Raw genomic sequence first — 21,022 nt, forward strand, 5'->3', positions numbered from 1 at the left:
GTTCCATCGCTGCAGACATGGTGTGTGCGGCGGAGCAAAAAATCACGGAGGTAAGTCATGAAATCGCTGATCGCAACGTTCGCAGCCGCTGCCGTCCTCGCTGTTCCGGCCGTCTCGTTCGCCCAACAAAACGGCCCGGTCACCCGCGACCAGGTCAAGGCCGAGCTGTCGGCGCTGCAACAGGCCGGCTACAAGCTCGGCAGCGACCGCACCACCTATCCGGAAGGCATCCTCGCGGCCGAAGCGCGCGTGCATCCGCAGCAGAACGTCGCCGCGGCCGACACGAGCGGCTACGGCGCGCAGCCGGCAGCCCAGCAGGAATCGGGCGCGCCGTCGGGCGCCCCGGCCGCCGGCTGGCCGAACGGGATCAAGCGCGTCGCCGACGGCGCGCCGGTCTACAAGGGTCATTGATCGACGCGGCCGCGAGGCCGCGACCGGCTGCCCGCCGGATTCGATCCCCGCCCCGGTCGTCTCCCGCAGCCCATCGTTCCAGGATAAGGAACGGTGGGCTGTTCTCTTTTGCGGCGCGTGCGCGGGCTGCGACGACCCGGCGCACCGCAAGACTGTTGCCGGCCGCAGGCGCCTGACGCAGTCCCGACCGCCGCAAATGGTATCTTTGCCGGTCGGGACGACGCAAAACGGGCTCACGAACCCGCGCGCCGTTTCCGATTCGGAAACTGCCGGCCGCATCCGCGGTCGGATACTGGTTGGTCCGGCCGCTGCGCCGGACACCGTGCGACGCACGCCGGAGGGCGGTGGGCGGCGCACGAGGCAAATCCGGGCAAATCCGGGAGGTACGCTTGAGAGAACATGATCCCATCCACTTTTCCCCGCGACGCTGGCTGCCGCGGCTGGCGCTGGCCGCGGCGGCCGTCGCGCTGACGGGCTGCACGATGACGCCATGGACCGATACCTGGCAGCCGTACCGGCCGTCGACGTCGGCCGCGCCGGCGGGCAGCGTGATAGCGGGCTACTACCGCGTGAACCCGGGCGACACGCTCGCGGGCATCGCGGGCGCGTTCGGCCAGCGCGTGCAGGACGTGGCCAGCTGGAACCACATGGCGCCGACCGACGCGGTCAGGCCCGGCCAGGTGCTGCGCGTTGCGCCGCCGCCCGCGGCCACGTCGATCACGCCGCCTGCTGCCGCGGCGGCGGCCCAGCCGGGTACGCTGGCGTGGCCCGCATCCGGCGTCGTGGTGGCGCCGTTCTCGGCCGGCAAGTCGCGCGGGATCGTCATCGCCGCGTCCGGGCCCGATCGGACGGTGCGCGCGGCGGCGAACGGGCGGGTCGTCTATGCGGGGTCCGGCGTCAAGGCGTACGGTCCGCTCGTGATCCTGAAGCACGAAAACGGCCTGATCACGGCCTATGGCCACAACGGCAAGCTGCTCGTCAACGAAGGCGACGCGGTGCGGACCGGGCAGCCGGTCGCCGAGATGGACACCGATGCGAGCGGGCGGGCGACGTTCGAATTCGAAGTCCGGCAAAACGGCAAGGTGGTCGATCCGATGGGCTTCCTGCCGAGGAACGGCGGCTGACCGGGCTGGCCGGGGCGTGCGCGCCGCAGCGTGCGCATGCGCCGGCCGCCGCTCATCCGTCCTCCGTCGCCGGTGCCACGGCGGCCGGTTTCGACCGGTTGCCGAGCCAGCAGATCATCAGTGCGAGGGCGGCCGAGCCAAGCGCGATCAGCGTGCATTGCATCGCGACGGGCAGATAGCCGTGCGGTCGAGGGTCGACGAACGGGTACGGATACCAGTTTTCCCAGGCGCCGCGCAGCAGCGTGTACGCGAGGTAGACGATCGGAAAGCCGAGCCACGTCACCGCGCTCTGCCACGGGATCGGCGAGCGCGGCTCCACATACAGCCAGTCGCCGAGCATGACGAGCGGCACGATGCGGTGCAGCACCCAGTTGTGGTAGGCCGGCGTGATGTGCAGGAGCGCGTCGGGCCGCGCGAGCAGCAATTCGTAGACGATTGCGGTGATCAGCATGTACAGCACCGCCGCGCCGCGCATCGATTCGTAGCGCGCGGACCCGAGGCGAGCCGCCCGCCGCAGCCCCGCGAACAGCATCGCGGCTGCGTACAGGCTGCTCAGCTGGGTGAAGTAGCTCAGATAGTTGCCGACGTGAGACATCGGCATGTCCAGGCGGCCTGCGATGCCGTGCAGCGTCGTCGAAAGCGCGAGCAACGCGGCCGTCAGCCGGTAGGCTGCAACGAAGAACGCTTTGCTCATGATGCGGTACGACGGACGACACTGAAGACTCCATCGTGCCACAGTCGCATCCGCATGGCGCACGATTCTGCACCCTCGTCGCGCGAGGCCGGCGCGACCGAATCGTCGGATATTTGATCCCGCCCGTCGAATCCCGCCGCCCGTGCCGCTACAATCGCTGCAGCATGCCGTGCACCGGCCGGCCCACGGCAAGCTGTCCCACCCCCGCATACGATACGAGACCGAGCATGAGAAACATCCTCGCGAGACGGGCGCGCTACAGCAGCCCCGCCATCTTCTTTCATTGGGTCATCTTCCTGCTCGTGGCGCTCGCCTACCTGGCGATCGAGATTCGCGGGCCGAAGGGCAGCGACAGCCGCGCGTTCTGGATGAACGTGCATCTGACCGCGGGGACGCTCGTGCTGGTGCTGTCGGCGCTGCGGATCGTCTGGCGGGCGGTCAGCCGCGTGCCGGAGCCGATGCGGCAGCCCGCGCTGCTGCAATGGCTCGCGCGGCTGACCCACGTCGCGCTGTACGCGTTCATCATCGCGCAGCCGTTGCTGGGCATCATCATGATCAACCTGGGCGGCAAGCCGGTCTCGCTCGACTGGCTCGGCATCTCGTTCACGCTGCTCGGGCCCGACAAGGCGCTGCGGCCGGCCATCAAGGATGCGCACGAGCTGATCGGCAACGCGTTCTATTTCGTGATCGGCCTGCACACGCTGGCCGCGCTCTACCATCACTTCTTCCTGCGGGACGGCATGCTGAAGCGCATGGCGCCCTGATCTGCGGTCGCGGCCACCGCACAAGCGAACCCGGGGGCGCATGGTTGTTCATGCAACCATGCGCCCCCGGTTCGCATTGTGGATGCACAGGCTGGCCATTGCGCTGAACATTCTGTAACATCCCGTCTGATTTACATTCCGCTTACCCGACGCCACGCATGCCGAACCGACATCGCACACTGACTGCCTGGCTGGGCATGCTCGCGATCTGGTTCGCGATCGTCGCGCCGCTGGTGTCGCAGTGGCGCGTCGCCGACGCAGCGACACCCGACGCGGTCGTCTGCAGTGCAGAGCATGGCGGCCATCGCACATTCGGCGCAGGCAATGCGCACCATGCGCTGCACCTCGATGCGTGCGGCTACTGCAGCTTCTTCACGCACAGCCCGGCGATCGGCGGCGTTTCCGCCGCGCCGGCGTCTCTCTCCGTCATTTCCGCCACGCTCGCGGCCGCGCCTGTCGCCGTCGCCGCGAGCGTCGCACGCTATCCGCGCGCCTATCCACGCGCGCCGCCCGAGAACGCCTGACGCGTTTTCTTCCGTTCACGTTTTCTTGCCGCCATCCGTGCGATCCGTCGATCGCGTGGAGGGCGTTACTCGGGCTTTCGATCATGATTCACTTCCCCTTGCGTGCGCAATCGGCGTCGCGCAATGCTTCGCGCATTACCTGCAATACGACTCGCAATACCACTACGCGGCGCCTGCCGCTGATGCTGAAACTCACGATGCCCGCGCTGGCCGCCAGCGCGATGACGGCCGCCTGCGCGGCAACCGGCGCCGCGCGCGCGGACGACGCGGGGCTGGCTGCGCAAGCCGGCGCGGCCGACCTGCTGCCGCCCGTCGAGGTCGTCGCGTCGCCGCTCAGAACGCCGCTGGTCGTCGTTACGAATCCTAAGACGCCGCGCCAGCCGCTGCCCGCCAGCGACGGCGCGGATTACCTGAAGACGATTCCGGGCTTCGCGTCGATCCGCAGCGGCGGCACGAACGGCGACGCGGTGCTGCGCGGCATGTTCGGCTCGCGGCTGAACATCCTCGCGAACGGGATGCCGACGCTCGGCGCCTGTCCGGGCCGGATGGACGCGCCGACGTCGTACATCGCGCCGGAAAGCTACGACAAGCTCACCGTGGTGAAAGGGCCGCAGACGGTGCTGTACGGCCCCGGCGCATCGGCCGGCACGGTGCTGTTCGAGCGCACGACGCGGCGCTTCGACAAGCCCGGCATGCGTTTCGACGGCAGTCTCGTCGGCGGCTCGTTCGGGCGCAACGACCAGAACATCGACGTGACGGCCGGCACGCCGGACGTGTACGGCCGCGTGACCGCGAATCACGCGCATTCGGACGACTACAAGGACGGCAACGGCCGCACCGTGCCGTCGCAGTGGGACAAGTGGAACGCGGACGCGGCGCTCGGCTGGACGCCGGACGACCATACGCGCGTCGAGCTGACGGCCGGCGGGGGCGACGGCTATGCGCGCTACGCGGGGCGCGGGATGGACGGCGCGCATTTCCGCCGCGAGACCTTCGGCCTGTCGTTCGACAAGCAGCACATCGGCGACGTGCTCGACCGCGTCGAGGCGCGCGTGTACTACAACGAAGCCGATCACGTGATGGACAACTACACGTTGCGGCAGCCCGACCCGACGAGCAGCATGCCGATGCGGATGGCGTCGGAAGTGCGGCGCCGCACGCTCGGCGCGCGGGCCGCGGCGACGTTCCGCTTCGGCGACGACTTCAAGCTCGTCGCGGGCGTCGACGCGCAGTCGAACCGGCTCGATTCGCGCTCGGCGATGGGGCGGCAGAACTATGCGGACAAGCCGTGGAATGCGCAGACGACGATGTGGAACGCGGGCGCGTTCGGCGAGCTGACCTGGTACGCGAGCGACGCGTCGCGCGTGATCGGCGGCGCGCGCGTCGACTATGCGAGCGCGCGCGACAAGCGGCCGACGACGGGCGGCATGATGGGCAAGCCGAATCCGACGTTCGACGACGACCGCTCGCGCGTGCTGCCGAGCGGCTTCATCCGCTACGAGCGGGATCTTACGGCGCTGCCGGTCACGTGGTACGCGGGGATCGGCCATGCGGAGCGCTTTCCCGACTACTGGGAGCTGTTCTCCGCGAAGCGCGGGCCGGCCGGCGCGGTCAATGCGTTCTCGGCGGTCAAGCCCGAGAAGACGACGCAGCTCGACATCGGCGCGCAATACCGGAGCGAGCGGCTCGATGCGTGGGTGTCGGCGTACGCGGGCTACGTGCAGGACTTCATCCTGTTCAATTACGCGGCCGGCATGATGGGATCGACCACGCAGGCGACCAACGTCAATGCGCAGATCATGGGCGGCGAGGCCGGCGTCGCATGGCGGCCGGTCGCGCCGTTGCGCGTCGAGACGTCGCTCGCGTATGCGTGGGGGCGCAACGTGGCGACAGGCGATCCGCTGCCGCAGATGCCGCCGCTCGAGGCGCGCTTCGGGATCGAGTACACGCGCGGCGCGTGGTCGGCGGGCGGCCTGTGGCGCGTCGTTGCATCGCAGCATCGCTACGCGCTCAACGAGGGCAACGTGGTGGGCAAGGACTTCGGTCCGAGCGCCGGGTTCGGCGTGCTGTCGCTGCATGCGCAATACAACGTGAGCAAGACCGTGCAGGTGTCGGTCGGCGTCGACAACGTGCTCAACAAGGCTTATACGGAGCACCTGAACCTCGCCGGCAATGCGGGCTTCGGCTACGCGGCCAACACGCCCGTGACCGAGCCGGGGCGCACTGCGTGGGTGCGCGTCAGCGCGAAGATGTGAACGGTGCGCATGCTGTGTGCAGCGCAGCATGCGCATCCGCGGGCGGCGGCCCGCCGGTTTCGGCCGCCCGCGTCAACCGACTAGAGAGCCGTATCTAAAGGGGGCGCAAACGTTCGTCAGCCGTGCTTAACTCCCGCATTCGACGCGCGGGCCGGACGAGGGCGCCGTCGCGCCGAGACAATCTCTCTCGCACCAGCAGGATATAAACAGGAGAACAAGCATGGCCAGATCAATGCGTTCCAGGGTGGTGGCAGGGGCAGTGGCATGCGCGATGAGCGCCGCGCCGTTCGCGGGCATGACCGCGCTCGCGACGGTTGCGACGACACGCGCGGCGGTGGCGGCAACCGCACCGGCCGACGATTACGCGACGACGCGTTATCCGATCATTCTCGTGCACGGGCTGACGGGCACCGACAAGTACGCGGGCGTGCTCGATTACTTTTACGGCATCCAGCAGGACCTGCAGCAGCATGGCGCGACCGTGTACGTCGCGAACCTGTCCGGCTACCAGAGCGACGACGGCCCGAACGGGCGCGGCGAGCAATTGCTCGCGCAAGTGAAGCAGGTGCTTGCGCAGACCGGCGCGGCCAAGGTCAACCTGATCGGCCACAGCCAGGGCGGCCTGTCGTCACGCTATGTCGCCGCCGTCGCGCCGGAGCTGGTCGCGTCGGTGACGACGATCGGCACGCCGCACCGCGGCTCGGAATTCGCGGATTTCGTGCAGGGCGTGCTCGCGTACGATCCGACCGGTCTTTCGTCGACGGTGATCGCGGCGTTCGTCAACGTGTTCGGCATGCTGACGAGCAGCACCCACAACACCAACCAGGATGCGCTCGCCGCGCTGCAGACGCTGACCACGGCGCGCGCCGCGACCTATAACCAGAACTTCCCGAGCGCGGGGCTCGGCGCGCCCGGCTCGTGCCAGAGCGGCGCGCCGACGGAGACGGTCGGCGGCAACACGCACCTGCTGTACTCGTGGGCCGGCACCGCGATCCAGCCGACGCTCTCCGCGCTGGGCGTGACGGGCGCGAAGGATACGAGCACGATTCCGGTCGTCGATCCGGCGAATGCGCTCGATGCGTCGACGCTCGCGCTGCTCGGCAGCGGCACGGTGATGATCAACCGCGGCGCGGGCGAAAACGACGGCGTCGTGTCGAAATGCAGCGCGTTGTTCGGGCAGGTGCTGAGCACGAGCTACAAGTGGAACCACGTCGACGAGATCAACCAGCTGCTGGGCGTGCGCGGCGCGTATGCGGAAGACCCGGTCGCGGTGATCCGCACGCACGCGAACCGGCTGAAGCTCGCAGGCGTGTAAGCGATGGCCGCACGTGACGATCGCGCGCCGCGCTGGCGGCGCGCCACAGCGGTGGCCGTCGCGGCGCTGGTCGTCGCGGGCGGCGTGTGGATCGGGCGCGGCGCCGCGTTGCATCACGACGCGGGTTCCGCGCGCGCATCGGCGGATGCAATGACGCTCGGCGGCGCGGCCCCGGCGCTGCCGCCGGACGCGGGGAGCGCGGGCCTGCCGTCGTCGCTGGCCGGCTCGAGCGCGCCGCGCCTGCCGCTCGAGGCGGGCGGCCATCTGGCGAAAACGCGCGCGGTGCGCGATTTCTTCGACTATTGCCTGAGCGCGCAGAGCGACCTGAGCGCGAACGCGCTCGACGCGCTGGTTGCGCGCGAGATCGCCGCGCAGCTCGACGGCACCGTCGCGCAGCCGGAAGCGCTCGACGTCTGGCACCGGTATCGCACGTACTTGGCCGAATTGGCGAAGCTGCCGGCCGCGGGCGCCGTCGCCGACAAGTCCGATATCGGCGCGCTGGAGCTCGCGCTCGACCAGCGCGTGTCGATCGCGCGGCGCACGCTCGGCGAATGGAACGAACCGTTCTTCAGTGACGAACAGTGGCGGCAGCGCTTCGATCTCGCGCGGCTGAAGATCGCGCAGGACCGCACGCTGACCGACGCGCAGAAGGCCGAGCGGCTTGCCGCGCTGGAGCAACAGCTGCCGCCCGGCGCACGCGCCGAACGGCAGCGCGTCGCGCAGCAGCAGGCTGCGATCGCGCAGATCGCGCAGCTGCAGAAGTCGGGTGCGACGCCGGACGCGATGCGCGCGCAATTGACCCAGTCGCTCGGCCCGGAGGTGGCGGAGCGCGCCGCGCGCATGCAGCAGGACGACGTCGCGTGGCAGCGCCGTTACACCGACTATGCGGCGCAACGCGACCAGATCTCCGCATTGGGGCTGCCGCCGCAGGAGCGCGACGCGGAGATCGCGGCGCTGCGTCAGCGGCTGTTTACGAAACCGGGCGACGCGCTTCGTGCGGCGTCGCTCGATCGCGGCGCGGCGGCCCCTCGGTAACCGCGCCGCGCGAGGGCGCTCATGCCGCGCGCGTCGCCCGCCGTGGCAGGTGCCGTTCGATCGTCGTCGCGAGCGTGTCGAACGCGGGGCCGATGCTCTCGTGCGCGACGCATGCATAGCCGAGCAGCAGGCCCGGCCGCGCGGCGTCCGCGCTGCTGTAGTAGCTCGTGAGCGGGCGCACGATCACGCCGGCGTCGAACGCGCTCTGCGTGACCGCGCGATCGTCGCAGGCGTCGGGCAGGCCGAGCACGAGATGCAGGCCCGCCTCGTCGCCCATCACCGGCAGCGCGTCGCCGAAGCGGGCATGGATCGCGTCGATCAGCAACTGCCGGCGCTCGCCGTACAGCGTGCGCATGCGCCGCACGTGCGAGGTCAGGTAGCCGTCCATGATGAATTCGGCGAGCACGGCCTGCTGCATCAGCTGGCCCTCGCGATACAGCTCCGACAGCCCGGTGCGGAACGTGTCGACCAGGTGCTCCGGCACGACCATGTAGCCCATCCGCAAGCCCGGGAACAGCATCTTGCCGAGACTGCCGACGTAGATCACGCGGCCGCCGTCGTCGAGCCCCTGCAGCGACGCGAGCGGCCGGCTGCCGTAGCGGAACTCGCTGTCGTAGTCGTCCTCGATGATCCAGCAGCGGTGCTGCCGCGCGTATTCGAGCAGCATCCGGCGCCGCGCGAGGCTCATCACCATCCCGAGCGGATATTGATGCGACGGCGTGACGAGCACGAGCCGCGGCGGATGCTGCAGGTCGCTCACGCGCGGGTCGAGCCCTTCCTGGTCGACCGGCACCGGCGTGAGCGTCAGCCCGGCCGCCTGCAGCACGCTGCGCACGCCCCAGTAGCACGGCTCTTCCACCCACGCGCGATCGCCGATGTCGGACAGGAGGCGCACCGCGAGATCGATCGACTGGTGGATTCCCGTCGTGATGATCAGCTGGTCCGGCGAGCATTTCACCGAGCGCGCGACGCGCAGGTAGTCGGCGAGCGCGCGCCGCAGCGGCCGGTAGCCGCCGCCGGGCGCGTAGGTCAGCAGCTCCGGGTTCGCTTCCTTCCATAGCCGCGCCTGCAGGCGGCTCCATGTGCGGCTCGGGAATTCCGCCACGTCCGGCACGCCCGGCATGAACGCGCCCCACTGGCGGCGCGACACGCCCGCATGTTCGATCAGTTGCCGGCCGCGCATCGACAGGCCGCCCTGCGCGTCGTCCTGCCGCGCCGCCGCATCGACGGCGGAAGGCGACGGCGGCGGGCTGCCCGGCGCGAGCATCGCCGCGGCGTCCGGGCGCGTGTCGGCGACGTAGGTGCCGCTGCCGGTGGTCGTCAGCACGTAGCCTTCGGCCGTCAGCTGGTCATACACGTGCAGCACGGTATTGCGCGCGATCGACAGGTCGGCGGCGAGCGTCCGTGAACTCGGCAGCTTGGTTCCTGGCCCCAATTCCCCGGTCAGGATGGCCTGCTGCATCAGCTGCAGCAACTGGCGATACATCGGCTCGGACGAGCTGCGGTCGAGGCGCGCGGAGAGCCAGTCGGCAAGGATCACGGTATCCAAAGTGGTCCTACTAGGAATATTGAAATGGTTCCCTAGTATAGAACCGTGCCAGCCGTATAGTCGTCTGCATCTCAATAAATGCATGTCGCGTTGCAAGGGGACAGCCACGATGAAGACCGATGAAGTGATCGTCAGCTTTCGCGGCGTGCGGAAGACCTACGACGGCGAGACGCTCGTCGTCAAATCGCTCGACCTGGACATCCGCCGCGGGGAATTCCTGACGCTGCTCGGGCCGTCCGGCTCCGGCAAGACCACCTGCCTGATGATGCTGGCCGGCTTCGAGTTTCCGACGGGCGGCGAGATCCGCCTCGAAGGCGAGCTGCTGAACAACGTGCCGCCGCACAAGCGCAACATCGGCATGGTGTTCCAGAACTACGCGCTGTTCCCGCACCTGACCGTCGAGCAGAACGTCGCGTATCCGCTGACGGTGCGCAAGCTGCCGGCCGGCGAGCGCGCCGAGCGCGTCGCGCATGCGCTGAAGATGGTGCAGATGGAGCGCTTCGCGAAGCGCTACCCGGCGCAGCTGTCGGGCGGCCAGCAGCAGCGCATCGCGCTGGCCCGCGCGCTCGTGTTCGAGCCGAAGCTCGTGCTGATGGACGAGCCGCTCGGCGCGCTCGACAAGCAGCTGCGCGAACACATGCAGTACGAACTGAAGGCGCTGCACGAGAAGCTCGGCGTGACCTTCGTGTACGTGACGCACGACCAGGGCGAGGCGCTGACGATGTCGGACCGCGTCGCCGTGTTCGACAAGGGCATCGTGCAGCAGCTCGACACCGTCGACCGCCTGTACGAATCGCCGTGCAACGAATTCGTCGCGAACTTCATCGGCGACAGCAACCGGCTGCGCGGCAGGGTCGCGCGCGTCGACGGCGAGTTCTGCGAGTTCCGGCTCGACGACGGCACGACGCTCGTCGGCCGCAACATCGGCAACGCGGAAGCGGGCGCACCCGCGGTCGCGTGCATCCGTCCCGAGCGCATGAGCCTCGCGCTGCAGCACGGCAACGGCCACGCGAATGGCGCTGCCGCGAACCTGCTGGCGGGCGAGGCCCGCAGCCTCATCTATTTCGGCGATCACGTGCGCATGCGCTGCGCGGTGCCGGGGCAGGACGAATGCTTCGTGAAGGTGCCGCTCGGCACCGGCGCGCTCGATGCGTTCTCGCCCGGCGCGCCGGTCGGGCTGGCATTCGCGCCCGAGCACCTGCGCGTATTCGCCTGAACACGGCAACAAGGTTTTCTGCAGCACGTCGTCCATAACAACGGCGCACTTCCACCACGAGAGGAACCATCATGAATCGAGCAAGCTTTACCGCGCGCCGCACCGCCTTCGCGCTGGCGCTGGCCGTGTTCGGCGCATCCGCGTCGGCGGCGGAGATCACGGTCGTCAACTTCGGCGGCGCGAACGGCGATGCGCAGAAGGTCGCGTTCAACCAGCCGTTCGAGAAGTCGACCGGCACCAAGGTCACGGCCGTCGAATACAACGGCGAGCAGGCCAAGGTGAAGGCGATGGTCGAGGCGAAGCACGTCAACTGGGACGTGGTCGAGGTCGAATCGGGCGACCTGAACCGCGGCTGCGACGAAGGGCTGTACGAGAAGCTCGACTGGTCGAAGATCGCGAAGAAATCCGACCTGATTCCGGAATCGCCGCAGACCTGCGGCGTCGGCTTCTTCGTGTGGTCGACCACGCTCGCGTACAACGCGGACAAGCTGAAGACCGCGCCGGCCGGCTGGGCCGATTTCTGGGACGTGAAGAAATTCCCGGGCAAGCGCGGGATGCGCAAGGGCGCGCGCTACAACCTCGAGTTCGCGCTGATGGCCGACGGCGTCGCGCCGAAGGACGTCTACAAGGTGCTCGGCACGAAGGCCGGTCAGGACCGCGCGTTCAAGAAGCTCGACGAGCTGAAGCCGTACATCCAGTGGTGGGAAGCGGGTGCGCAGCCGCCGCAGTTCCTGGTTGCCGGCGACGTCGTGATGTCGACCGCGTACAACGGCCGCATCAGCGCCGCGCAGAAGGAAGGCAAGAACCTGAAGGTGGTCTGGAACGGCAGCATCTACGATCTGGACTACTGGGCGATTCCGAAGGGCACGCCGAACAAGGCGCTGGCGGAGAAGTACATCGCGTACACGCTGTCGACAAAGCCGCAGCAGGATTACGCGCAGCACATCTCGTACGGCCCGGCGAGCGTCGCCGCGATCAAGTCGCTCGACGCGAAGACGCTCGCGAACCTGCCGAACTCGCCGACCAACGGCAAGAACGCGGTGCTGCAGGACATCGGCTTCTGGACCGACCACAGCGACGAGCTCGAGCAGCGCTTCGCCGCGTGGGCATCGAAGTAAGCGCGTCGCAGTCGTGACGCAACCGGCCGCGCGGCGCGCACGCGTCGCGGCGCTTCGCGCGGCATGCCGCCGGACTCCGGTCCGGCCGGAGAGGCACATTGAATACGATGACGATCGCCACTTCTTCGTCGACGCAGTCGACTGCCACGCTGAAACGCGAGCTGAAGGCCGCCGAGGCCAGGAAGCGCGCGATGGCGCTGCTGCTGGTCGCGCCGCTCGCGATCTTCCTGCTGCTGATCTTCGTCGTGCCGATCGGCGCGCTGCTGACGCGCGCGGTGCAGAACCCGGAGATCGCGACCGCGCTGCCGAAGACGGTCGCCGCGCTGTCCGGCTGGGACCGCAAGACGCCGCCCGCCGACGCCGCGTACGCGGCGCTCGCCGCCGACATGACGCGGGTTGCCGACAGCGAGGCGATGGGCGCGCTCGCGCGGCGCCTGAACACCGAGATTCCCGGCTACCGGTCGCTCGTCGCGAAGACGGCGCGCGCGATGCCGCTCAAGGGCGACAACGGCGAAGCGCTCACGCCCACGCAGCAGCGCGGCAAGCTCGTCGAGCTCGATGCGCGCTGGGCCGACCCCGCGTACTGGCAGGCGATCGCGAAGAACGGCAGCGCGTACTCGCCGTTCTACCTGCTCGCGTCGCTCGATCACAAGCAGGACGGCTTCGGCCACGTCGTGCCCGCCGATCCGGACCAGTCGATCTACCTGGCGATCTTCGGCCGCACGCTCGTGATCGGCGTCGCGGTCACGCTGTTCGCGCTGCTGCTCGGCTATCCGCTCGCGTACTGGATCTCGACGTTGTCGGAGCGGCGCGCGAACCTCGTGATGATCCTCGTGCTGATTCCGTTCTGGACCTCGGTGCTGGTGCGCGTCGCCGCGTGGATCGTGCTGCTGCAGAGCGAGGGGCTCGTCAACAAGGCGCTGATCGGCAGCGGGCTGATCTCGCATCCGCTCGCGCTGCTGTTCAACCGGGTCGGCGTGTACATCTCGATGACGCACATCCTGCTGCCGTTCATGATCCTGCCGCTCTTCAGCGTGATGAAGTCGATCCCGTCGACCTACCAGCGCGCGGCCGTGTCGCTCGGCAGCCATCCGTTCGCGGCGTTCTGGCGCGTGTACGTGCCGCAGACCTACCCGGGCGTCGGCGCGGGCGCGCTGCTGGTGTTCATCCTCGCGATCGGCTACTACATCACGCCGGCGCTGCTCGGCGGGCCGAACGACCAGATGGTCAGCTACTACGTCGCGTACTTCACGAACGTGACGATCAACTGGGGCATGGCGTGTGCGCTCGGCGGGCTGCTGCTCGCGGCGACGCTCGTGCTGTACGCGGTCTACAACCGCTTCACCCGCTCGAACGTGAGCCTCGGCTGAAAGGGAAGGGGATTCGACCATGAAACTGCTCGCCAGGCCGCTGTTCGCGCCGCACATGTCGTTCGTCGAGCGCGCGTGGTACGTCGCATTGCGCGTGCTCGTCGTGCTGACGCTGCTGTACCTGATCCTGCCGGTGCTCGCGATCGTGCCGCTGTCGTTTTCGTCGAGCACGTTCCTCGTCTATCCGATCCCGGGCTTCTCGACGCGCTGGTACGAGAACCTGATCGCGTCCGACGAGTGGCGCATGGCGGCGAAGAACAGCTTCATCGTCGCGCCGTCGGCCACCGTCGTCGCGACCGTGCTCGGCACGCTCGCCGCGATCGGGCTCACGAAGGCCGACTTCCGCGGCAAGGGGCTGCTGATGGCGGTGCTGCTGTCGCCGATGATCGTGCCGGTGGTCGTGGTCGGCGTCGGCATGTACCTGTTCTTCGCGCCGCTCGGCCTCGCCAACACCTACACGGGGCTGATCTGCGCGCACGCGGCGCTCGGCGTGCCGTTCGTCGTCACGACGGTGGCCGCGACGCTGCAGGGCTTCAACCACAACCTCGTGCGCGCGAGCCTGTCGCTCGGCGCGAATCCGGTCACGACGTTCTTTCGCGTCACGCTGCCGGTGATCGCGCCGGGCGTGATGTCGGGCGCGCTGTTCGCGTTCGCGACGTCGTTCGACGAAGTGGTCGTCACGCTGTTTCTCGCCGGCGCCGACCAGACCACGCTGCCGCGCCAGATGTTCACCGGCATCCGCGAGAACATCAGCCCGACGATCGCCGCGCTCGCGACGATCCTGATCATCTTCTCGACGAGCCTGCTGCTCGCGCTCGAATGGCTGCGCGGGCGCAATGCGCGGCGGGCGGTTACGTGACGCGGTAACGTACCGAGGGCGGCGCCGGCTTTCGTTTGGCTGACTGATGAAGCGGCCGCCTGCAGGCTCGATGCGGCTCTGCAACAATACGGAACTCGGCGGCGCGCGCACCGGTTGTACCGGACGACACGCGCGATGCCGAGCCGGTCCATCCGCGACGCATCGCGTCGCCCGCCAGCAGAGTCACATCTTGTCCGAAACCGCTTCCGCCGCCCGCACCCCGGAGCCGGCCGTCAACTGGCGCGCGATGGCCGCCGTGCTGCTGGCCGTCGCGCTCGCGACGCTCGACACCGCGATCGCGAACACCGCGCTGCCCGCGATCGCCGCCGACCTGCGCGCGGCGCCGGCCGCATCCGTGTGGATCATCAACGCGTACCAGCTCGCGATGGTCGCGACGTTGCTGCCGCTTGCCGCGCTCGGCGACATCGTCGGCCACAAGCGCGTGTACATTGCCGGTCTCGCGGTCTTCACGCTGGCATCGCTCGGCTGCTCGCTCGCGTCGACGCTGCCGCTGCTGACGGCCGCGCGGATCGTGCAGGGCCTGGGCGCGAGCGCGATCATGAGCGTCAACGTCGCGCTGATCCGCAGCCTGTATCCCGCGCACCGGCTCGGGCGCGGCGTCGGCCTCAACGCGCTCGTCGTCGGCGTGTCGTTCGCGGTCGGCCCGACGATCGCGTCGCTGATCCTGTCGGTCGCCGCGTGGCCGTGGCTGTTCGCGGTGAACGTGCCGCTCGGCCTGTGCGCGTTCGCGGTGGCGATTCCGTCGCTGCCGCAGACGGCGCGCGGCCGTCATGCGTTCGATCCGGTGGCCGCGCTGCTCAACGTCGTCACGTTCGCCGCGCTGATCTTCGCGCTCGGCGAGGCCGCGCAGCGCGGGCCGCTCTCCATCGTGCTCGCCGCCGCCACGCTCGCGCTCGGCTTCGGCTTGCTGCTGATCCGCCGCGAGGCCGGGCATCCGGCGCCGATGCTGCCGGTCGACCTGTTTCGCCGGCCCGTGTTTGCGCTGTCCGCGCTGACCGCCGTCTGCGCGTTCGCCGCGCAGGGGCTCGCATTCGTGTCGCTGCCGTTCTATTTCGAAACCGTGCTGCATCGGAGCGCGGTCGAGACGGGTTTCCTGATGACGCCATGGTCGATCGTCGTCGCGCTCGCGGCGCCGCTCGCGGGTCGGCTGTCGGACCGCTACCCGCCCGGGCTGCTCGGCGCGGTCGGCCTCGCGCTGCTGTGCGCGGGCATGGCGTCGCTCGCCACGCTGCCGGCGGCGCCGCACGTGCTCGACATCGGCTGGCGGATGATGCTGTGCGGCGCGGGCTTCGGCTTTTTCCAGTCGCCGAACCTGAAGGCGCTGATGTCGAGCGCGCCGCCCGAGCGCAGCGGCGGCGCGAGCGGAATCATCGCGACCGCGCGGCTGATCGGGCAGGCGACCGGCGCGGCGCTCGTCGCGCTGTCGTTCGGGATCGCGGGCCGTCACGGGCCGACGCTCGCGCTGGTGCTCGGCGCGTGCTTCGCGGGCGCCGCGAGCGTCGTGAGCGGGCTGCGGCTGTTCGCGCCGTCGCATCGGGCCGGCGTGGCGGTTGCATCGGAGCGGGCGACGAAGTGACGGCGGGGCGTGCAGACGCCCGGTCGGTCCGCTGCATCGACGTGAAGAAGCAAAAAACCGGCGCGCGGAGAAACACCCCGCGCGCCGGCTCTACACACCTCGCTCAGAAGCCGCCCGACTTGATCAGCTGGTTGAGGTTCGCGATGTTCAGGCTGCCGAAGCCGGTCGTGTAGTCCCAGCCCGTGCCCGCGTTGTACCCGTAGCCCTGATAGCCGTTGTTGCCCGATGTGACGTCATAGCGGACGAGCGACGGGTGCGATGGAATCGCGTTGTAGAAATTCCCCGCGGGGAACCCGAGGCCCGTGCCGTTCGCGGCCAGGATGCGCGCCCAGAAGCCGGAGAACAGCGGCGCGGACAGGCTGGTACCGCCGATCTGCTGCAGTTGGCCGTAGTTGTAGATGTACGCGCCGGTGCTTTGCGCGGCATCGAACGACACGTCCGGCAGCTGGCGGTTGCTGCCCGACTGCCACGACGGGGCGGGCAGGATCGTGCTGACGCCGCCGCCCGTCGCCCACAGCTTGCCGTTGCCGTCGAGCCCTTCGTTCCAGACCGTCTCGTTCGAGAACGCGCCCGACGAGGTCGTGTACAGCGTCGTGCCGCCGATCGCGAGCACGTGCGGCGACGAGGCCGGCCACGACACCGTGTAGTTCGAGCCGTCCGGATAGCCGCGGTTGTTGCACTCGTACACGCCTTCGTCGCCGGACGACACCGAGAACGTCTGGCCTTGCGCGGCGGCCGTCGTGAAGATCTGCTCCTCGGCGTCGAGCGTGCCGTCGGCGCTCGCATCGGTCTCGCACCAGCCGAGCGACACGTTGATCACCTTCGCGACGTTGTCCGACACCGCGCGGTTGAACGCCTGCGTGAGCCCGGTGTTGCCCGACGCGTTCAGGTCCGCCATGTAGAACACGAGCTTGCCGACCTGGCCGCCTGCCGCGCCCACGATCGACTGGCTGTCGAGATCCCATTCGCCCTGGCCGTCCTGGTCGTCGGTGTAGTTGCCGCCGGTGCCGTTGGTCTTGACGCTCTGCGTCGTCACCGCGCCGTAGCCGTTGCTCGACGTGAAGGTCTTCAGGTCCCGCAGCGTCTGCGCGACGCCGCCGATCGTCATGATCCCGACCGTGACGCCGGCCGCGGTCGGCACGCCGGTCGCGCCGTAGAGGGCCGGGAATTCCTTCGGATAATGGCCGGTCGCGGTGCCCGCGGCGAGCGCCGTCGGCTTCGCGACGTTGCCGATGCGCAGCAGCGGATGCGCGCGCGCGACGTTCTGCAATCCCAGCACCGAGCCGACGACGTCGCCGAGCGCGCGCGGCACCTGCGCGGTGGACGCGTTCGCGAAGCCCGAGCGGCCCGCGAACTGGAAGTGCACGAGCGACGTGTTGAACGCGGCCTTGACCGTGCCGGCGGTGCCGCGCGCGGAAACGAGCAGCCGGTTCGGCGCGACCTCGATGTCGACGAAGCCGCTCTTGCGCAGATGGTCGACGACCGACTGAACCTGCGCGTCGGTCGGCGCGTAGTTCGCGAGGAACTGGTCATGCGTGAGGAACTTGCCGTACTGCGCACTGCCGGGCCGGTTGACGTCGCGCGCGAGCTGCTTGAGCTGCGCGGCATTGCGCAGCTTCAGGCTGACCACGACGTTGGTCGTTTCGCCCGCTGCCAGTTCGAGCGACGGCGCCGCACTGCGCGCCATCAGCTGCGGGCCGGTCAGGAAGGCCTTCGTATGTGTGTCGACCCAGTCCGTCGCGCCGTGTGCCGCGCCGGCGGCAAGTACGAGCGGCCATGCGCAGGCGAGACGGCGGGGCGACGGCAGAGGCAGGGAAAACCAGGTGTTCCTTTTCATCGGGTGTCCTTTTGAGGAGAGACGACGTTGCTGGAACCCCCGGCCCTTGTGGGGCCGCGAGCGCAGTGGAGCGTAGGACGCCATAACACTTCGGGTAGCTGAGAGAAACATCAGCTGTCAGTTCTGACAAGTCGCGTCCTGCGCGACGGTCGCGCGGGGCAGTGGAGGGCGGCGCGTCGGGGCGGACGGCGGAACCGGTTCGCGCGTGCATCGCGTGGCGGCGGGCGGCGCGTGCGTCAATCGAGCAGGCGCGGCAGCCGCGCGGACGGCGAATCGTGCGTTGCGGCGGCGTGCGAGTTCGCACGGCGGTTCGGGCCGTGCGTCGCGTGCGCCGCGCCGCGTCGCACTATGTGGTCGGGGCTTGCGGCAAGCTTTCCGCCATGGCGTGTCGGCGTCGCCGGAACATGCAGAAATCCGCCTGAACGGGGCGAGGCGTGCCGAATGGTGGAACAGCGCGCGGCGCAGTCTTGCAGGCGGCTTTCGGGTTACGCGTCCGGACCCCACTTTAGAGTGAAGGCTCTATCGGGCGCGCGCACGAAAAAAAGCCCGGCGCGAGGCCGGGCTTCCAAATCGGCCGCACCCGCCGAAGCGGGATACGGCACCTGCAAAAGCGAAGCGCTTACGCTGCGAGCAGCGAGCGCAGCACGAACGGCAGGATACCACCGTGCTTGTAGTAGTCGACTTCGATCGGCGTATCGATGCGCAGCAGCACCTGCACGCGCTTCGTTTCGCCGTCCTTGCGGTTGATCACGAGCGTGACGTCCTGCTGCGGCTTGAAGTCGTCGCCGAGGCCTTCGATGTCGAACGTCTCGTCGCCGGTGATGCCGAGCGACTGGATGCTGTCCGCGCCCTTGAACTGCAGCGGCAGCACGCCCATGCCGACCAGGTTCGAACGGTGGATCCGCTCGAAGCTGCGTGCGATCACGGCCTTCACGCCGAGCAGCTGCGTGCCCTTCGCCGCCCAGTCGCGCGACGAGCCGGTGCCGTACTCTTCGCCCGCGAACACGACGGTCGGCGTGCCGGCGTCGACGTACTTCATCGCCGCGTCGTAGATCGACAGCTGTTCGCCGCTCGGCTGGTGGATCGTCAGGCCGCCTTCGACGCGCGTGCCGTCCGCCTTCGCCGGGATCATCAGGTTCTTGATCCGGACGTTCGCGAACGTGCCGCGCATCATCACGTCATGGTTGCCGCGGCGCGAGCCGTAGCTGTTGAAGTCGGCCTTCTGCACGCCGTTCTCCTTCAGCCACTTGCCTGCCGGCGAGTCTTCCTTGATCGAGCCTGCCGGGCTGATGTGGTCGGTCGTGACCGAATCGCCGAAGATGCCGAGCGCGCGCGCGCCCTTGACCGTGACGATCGCGTCGGCCGGTTCCATCGAGAATTCCTTGCCGAAGAACGGCGGCTCCGCGATGTACGTCGACTTCGGCCAGTCGTAGACCTGGCCCGACTCGCCCTCGATCTTGCTCCAGAGGTCGCCCTTCTTGGTCAGCTTCGCGTAGTTGTCCTCGAACTTCTTCGGATCGAGCGCGTACTTGAGCAGCGCGTGGATTTCGTCGCTCGTCGGCCAGATGTCGCCGAGGTAGATGTCCTTGCCGCCCTTGCCCTGGCCGACCGGCTCGGTCATCAGGTCGCGCGTGATGTTGCCGGCGATCGCGTACGCGACGACGAGCGGCGGCGAGGCCAGGAAGTTCGCGCGGATGTTCGGGTGGATGCGCGCTTCGAAATTGCGGTTGCCCGACAGCACGGCCGCCGCGACGATGTCGTTCTTCGTGATCGCTTCGTTCAGTTCCGGCGTCAGGTCGCCCGCGTTGCCGATACAGGTCGTGCAGCCGTAGGCGGCGACTTCGAAGCCGAGCTTCGACAGGTAGGGCAGCAGGCCCGTCTTCGTCAGGTACTCGGTGACGATGCGCGATCCCGGGGCGAGCGACGTCTTGATGTGCGGCGCGACGCTCAGGCCGGCTTCGACGGCCTTCTTCGCCAGGAGGCCCGCGGCCAGCAGCACGCTCGGATTCGACGTGTTCGTGCACGACGTGATCGCGGCGATCAGCACGTCGCCGTTCTTCACGTTGACGCCGTTGCTCGTCGTGTACTCGGCTGCCAGGTCTTCCGCCTTCTTCGCGAAGCCGTTTTCCGCGACCGGCTTCGAGAACAGCTCGGTAAACGTCGACTTGACGTTGCCGATCTCGATGCGGTCCTGCGGGCGCTTCGGGCCGGCCAGCGACGGCGCGACCGTGAGCAGATCCAGCGTCAGCGTCTTCGTGTAGTCGATGTCGCCGGCCTTCGGAATGCCGAACAGGTCCTGCGCCTTGAAGTAGTTTTCGAACGCGGCGATTTCCGCCTTCGTGCGGCCCGTGCCCTTGAAGTAGTCGATCGTCTTCTCGTCGACCGGGAAGAAGCCCATCGTCGCGCCGTATTCCGGCGCCATGTTCGCGATCGTCGCGCGGTCCGGCAGCGAGAGCGTCTTCGTGCCTTCGCCGAAGAACTCGACGAACTTGCCGACGACCTTTTCCTTGCGCAGCATTTCGGTGATGGTCAGCACCAGGTCGGTGGCCGTCACGCCTTCGCGCAGCTGGCCCTTCAGCTCGACGCCGACCACGTCCGGCGTCAGGAAGTACACCGGCTGGCCGAGCATGCCGGCTTCCGCCTCGATGCCGCCCACGCCCCAGCCGACCACGCCGATGCCGTTGATCATCGTCGTGTGGCTGTCCGTGCCGACGAGGGTGTCCGGGTAGAACACCGTGCCGTCTTCGTCCTTCTTCTTGTGGACGCCGCGCGCGAGGTATTCGAGGTTCACCTGGTGGACGATGCCGACGCCCGGCGGCACGACCTTGAACGTGTCGAACGCCTGCATGCCCCACTTCATGAACTGGTAGCGCTCGTTGTTGCGCTGGAATTCCAGCTTCATGTTCAGGTCGAGCGCGTCCTTCTGGCGGAAGTAGTCGATCTGGACCGAGTGGTCGACGACGAGATCGACCGGGACCAGCGGTTCGATCTTCTTCGGGTTCTTGCCCGCGCGCTTCGCGACGCCGCGCATGGCCGCGATGTCGGCGAGCAGCGGCACGCCCGTGAAGTCCTGTAGCACGACGCGCGACACGACGAACGGAATCTCGTCGACGCGCTTGGCGGTCGGCTTCCAGTTCGCGAGCTGCTCGATGTGTTCCTCGGTGATCTTCTTGCCGTCGTAGTTGCGCAGCACGGACTCGAGCACGATCCGGATCGACACCGGCAGGCGCTCGATCTTCGTCTTCAGTTCCTTGCCGAGTTGCGGCAGCGAATAGAACTTGCCTTTGCCGGAACCGTTGTCGAATTCCTTGAGGGTCTTGTGGAGATTGTGGGCCATGGTGATTTTCCTGGGTT

General features: G+C 68.5%; 16 protein-coding genes. 12 read left to right on the top strand and 4 right to left on the bottom strand.

The window, feature by feature from the left end; genetic code table 11:
* Positions 1 to 57: 57 nt before the first annotated feature.
* Entirely contained in the window at positions 58 to 411 is a 354-nt protein-coding gene (locus tag KY49_RS26485) for a DUF4148 domain-containing protein (RefSeq protein ID WP_042587395.1), read from the top strand.
* 389 nt (positions 412 to 800) lie between these two features.
* Complete coding sequence (locus KY49_RS26490; protein WP_042587396.1) at positions 801 to 1,535, top strand: peptidoglycan DD-metalloendopeptidase family protein; 735 nt, start codon at positions 801 to 803, stop codon at positions 1,533 to 1,535.
* 52 nt (positions 1,536 to 1,587) lie between these two features.
* Here KY49_RS26490 and KY49_RS26495 read toward each other — a convergent pair whose 3' ends face one another.
* Positions 1,588 to 2,229 carry a Pr6Pr family membrane protein gene (locus tag KY49_RS26495; RefSeq protein ID WP_042587397.1) on the bottom strand — a complete coding sequence of 214 codons (642 nt, stop codon included), beginning with the start codon at positions 2,227 to 2,229 and terminating at the stop codon, positions 1,588 to 1,590.
* Between the two features lie 227 nt (positions 2,230 to 2,456).
* Here KY49_RS26495 and KY49_RS26500 point away from each other — a divergent pair, with 227 nt between their 5' ends.
* From KY49_RS26500 to KY49_RS26520, 5 genes are all read left to right on the top strand, one after another.
* Positions 2,457 to 2,993 carry a cytochrome b gene (locus tag KY49_RS26500; RefSeq protein WP_042587398.1) on the top strand — a complete coding sequence of 179 codons (537 nt, stop codon included), beginning with the start codon at positions 2,457 to 2,459 and terminating at the stop codon, positions 2,991 to 2,993.
* A gap of 158 nt (positions 2,994 to 3,151) precedes the next feature.
* Positions 3,152 to 3,517, top strand: coding sequence for a DUF2946 domain-containing protein (locus tag KY49_RS26505; RefSeq protein WP_042587399.1), 366 nt, complete (start codon positions 3,152 to 3,154; stop codon positions 3,515 to 3,517).
* Positions 3,518 to 3,600: 83 nt separating this feature from the next.
* Positions 3,601 to 5,772: a TonB-dependent copper receptor gene (locus KY49_RS26510; RefSeq protein WP_082062446.1), complete on the top strand. Its 2,172-nt coding sequence runs from the start codon at positions 3,601 to 3,603 to the stop codon at positions 5,770 to 5,772.
* A gap of 220 nt (positions 5,773 to 5,992) precedes the next feature.
* Complete coding sequence (locus tag KY49_RS26515; RefSeq protein ID WP_042587400.1) at positions 5,993 to 7,087, top strand: triacylglycerol lipase; 1,095 nt, start codon at positions 5,993 to 5,995, stop codon at positions 7,085 to 7,087.
* A gap of 3 nt (positions 7,088 to 7,090) precedes the next feature.
* Positions 7,091 to 8,122 (top strand): lipase secretion chaperone, encoded by a 1,032-nt coding sequence (locus KY49_RS26520; protein WP_042587401.1) that lies wholly within the window; start codon positions 7,091 to 7,093, stop codon positions 8,120 to 8,122.
* A 19-nt stretch (positions 8,123 to 8,141) separates the two neighbouring features.
* Here KY49_RS26520 and pdxR read toward each other — a convergent pair whose 3' ends face one another.
* Positions 8,142 to 9,671, bottom strand: a complete 1,530-nt coding sequence (gene pdxR / locus KY49_RS26525) for a MocR-like pyridoxine biosynthesis transcription factor PdxR (RefSeq protein WP_042587402.1) — start codon at positions 9,669 to 9,671, stop codon at positions 8,142 to 8,144.
* Between the two features lie 109 nt (positions 9,672 to 9,780).
* On the opposite strand from pdxR, the gene KY49_RS26530 reads away from it, so the two are divergent.
* From KY49_RS26530 to KY49_RS26550, 5 genes are all read left to right on the top strand, one after another.
* Entirely contained in the window at positions 9,781 to 10,887 is a 1,107-nt protein-coding gene (locus tag KY49_RS26530) for an ABC transporter ATP-binding protein (RefSeq protein WP_010089166.1), read from the top strand.
* Positions 10,888 to 10,958: 71 nt separating this feature from the next.
* Positions 10,959 to 12,005, top strand: coding sequence for an ABC transporter substrate-binding protein (locus tag KY49_RS26535; protein WP_042587403.1), 1,047 nt, complete (start codon positions 10,959 to 10,961; stop codon positions 12,003 to 12,005).
* A 98-nt stretch (positions 12,006 to 12,103) separates the two neighbouring features.
* Entirely contained in the window at positions 12,104 to 13,375 is a 1,272-nt protein-coding gene (locus KY49_RS26540) for an ABC transporter permease (protein WP_082062447.1), read from the top strand.
* Between the two features lie 19 nt (positions 13,376 to 13,394).
* Positions 13,395 to 14,234 carry an ABC transporter permease gene (locus tag KY49_RS26545; RefSeq protein WP_042587405.1) on the top strand — a complete coding sequence of 280 codons (840 nt, stop codon included), beginning with the start codon at positions 13,395 to 13,397 and terminating at the stop codon, positions 14,232 to 14,234.
* Between the two features lie 190 nt (positions 14,235 to 14,424).
* Positions 14,425 to 15,831, top strand: coding sequence for an MFS transporter (locus KY49_RS26550; protein ID WP_042587406.1), 1,407 nt, complete (start codon positions 14,425 to 14,427; stop codon positions 15,829 to 15,831).
* A 103-nt stretch (positions 15,832 to 15,934) separates the two neighbouring features.
* Here KY49_RS26550 and KY49_RS26555 read toward each other — a convergent pair whose 3' ends face one another.
* Together KY49_RS26555 and acnA are read right to left on the bottom strand one after the other, a co-directional pair.
* Complete coding sequence (locus KY49_RS26555; RefSeq protein ID WP_042587407.1) at positions 15,935 to 17,668, bottom strand: S53 family peptidase; 1,734 nt, start codon at positions 17,666 to 17,668, stop codon at positions 15,935 to 15,937.
* 619 nt (positions 17,669 to 18,287) lie between these two features.
* Entirely contained in the window at positions 18,288 to 21,005 is a 2,718-nt protein-coding gene (gene acnA / locus KY49_RS26560) for an aconitate hydratase AcnA (protein WP_042587408.1), read from the bottom strand.
* Positions 21,006 to 21,022 lie beyond the last annotated feature (17 nt).

Source organism: Burkholderia sp. MSHR3999 (assembly GCF_000833595.1).
In the GTDB taxonomy this organism is placed as follows: Bacteria; Pseudomonadota; Gammaproteobacteria; order Burkholderiales; family Burkholderiaceae; genus Burkholderia; species Burkholderia ubonensis.

Bases quoted from the DNA above. Each gene is read 5' to 3' on its own strand.
- KY49_RS26510 (WP_082062446.1), top strand. From the start codon at position 3,601: ATGATTCACTTCCCCTTGCGTGCGCAATCGGCGTCGCGCAATGCTTCG.
- acnA (WP_042587408.1), bottom strand. From the start codon at position 21,005: ATGGCCCACAATCTCCACAAGACCCTCAAGGAATTCGACAACGGTTCC.
- KY49_RS26515 (WP_042587400.1), top strand. From the start codon at position 5,993: ATGGCCAGATCAATGCGTTCCAGGGTGGTGGCAGGGGCAGTGGCATGC.
- KY49_RS26535 (WP_042587403.1), top strand. From the start codon at position 10,959: ATGAATCGAGCAAGCTTTACCGCGCGCCGCACCGCCTTCGCGCTGGCG.
- KY49_RS26485 (WP_042587395.1), top strand. From the start codon at position 58: ATGAAATCGCTGATCGCAACGTTCGCAGCCGCTGCCGTCCTCGCTGTT.
- KY49_RS26500 (WP_042587398.1), top strand. From the start codon at position 2,457: ATGAGAAACATCCTCGCGAGACGGGCGCGCTACAGCAGCCCCGCCATC.
- KY49_RS26520 (WP_042587401.1), top strand. From the start codon at position 7,091: ATGGCCGCACGTGACGATCGCGCGCCGCGCTGGCGGCGCGCCACAGCG.
- KY49_RS26545 (WP_042587405.1), top strand. From the start codon at position 13,395: ATGAAACTGCTCGCCAGGCCGCTGTTCGCGCCGCACATGTCGTTCGTC.
- KY49_RS26530 (WP_010089166.1), top strand. From the start codon at position 9,781: ATGAAGACCGATGAAGTGATCGTCAGCTTTCGCGGCGTGCGGAAGACC.
- KY49_RS26495 (WP_042587397.1), bottom strand. From the start codon at position 2,229: ATGAGCAAAGCGTTCTTCGTTGCAGCCTACCGGCTGACGGCCGCGTTG.
- KY49_RS26505 (WP_042587399.1), top strand. From the start codon at position 3,152: ATGCCGAACCGACATCGCACACTGACTGCCTGGCTGGGCATGCTCGCG.
- KY49_RS26555 (WP_042587407.1), bottom strand. From the start codon at position 17,668: ATGAAAAGGAACACCTGGTTTTCCCTGCCTCTGCCGTCGCCCCGCCGT.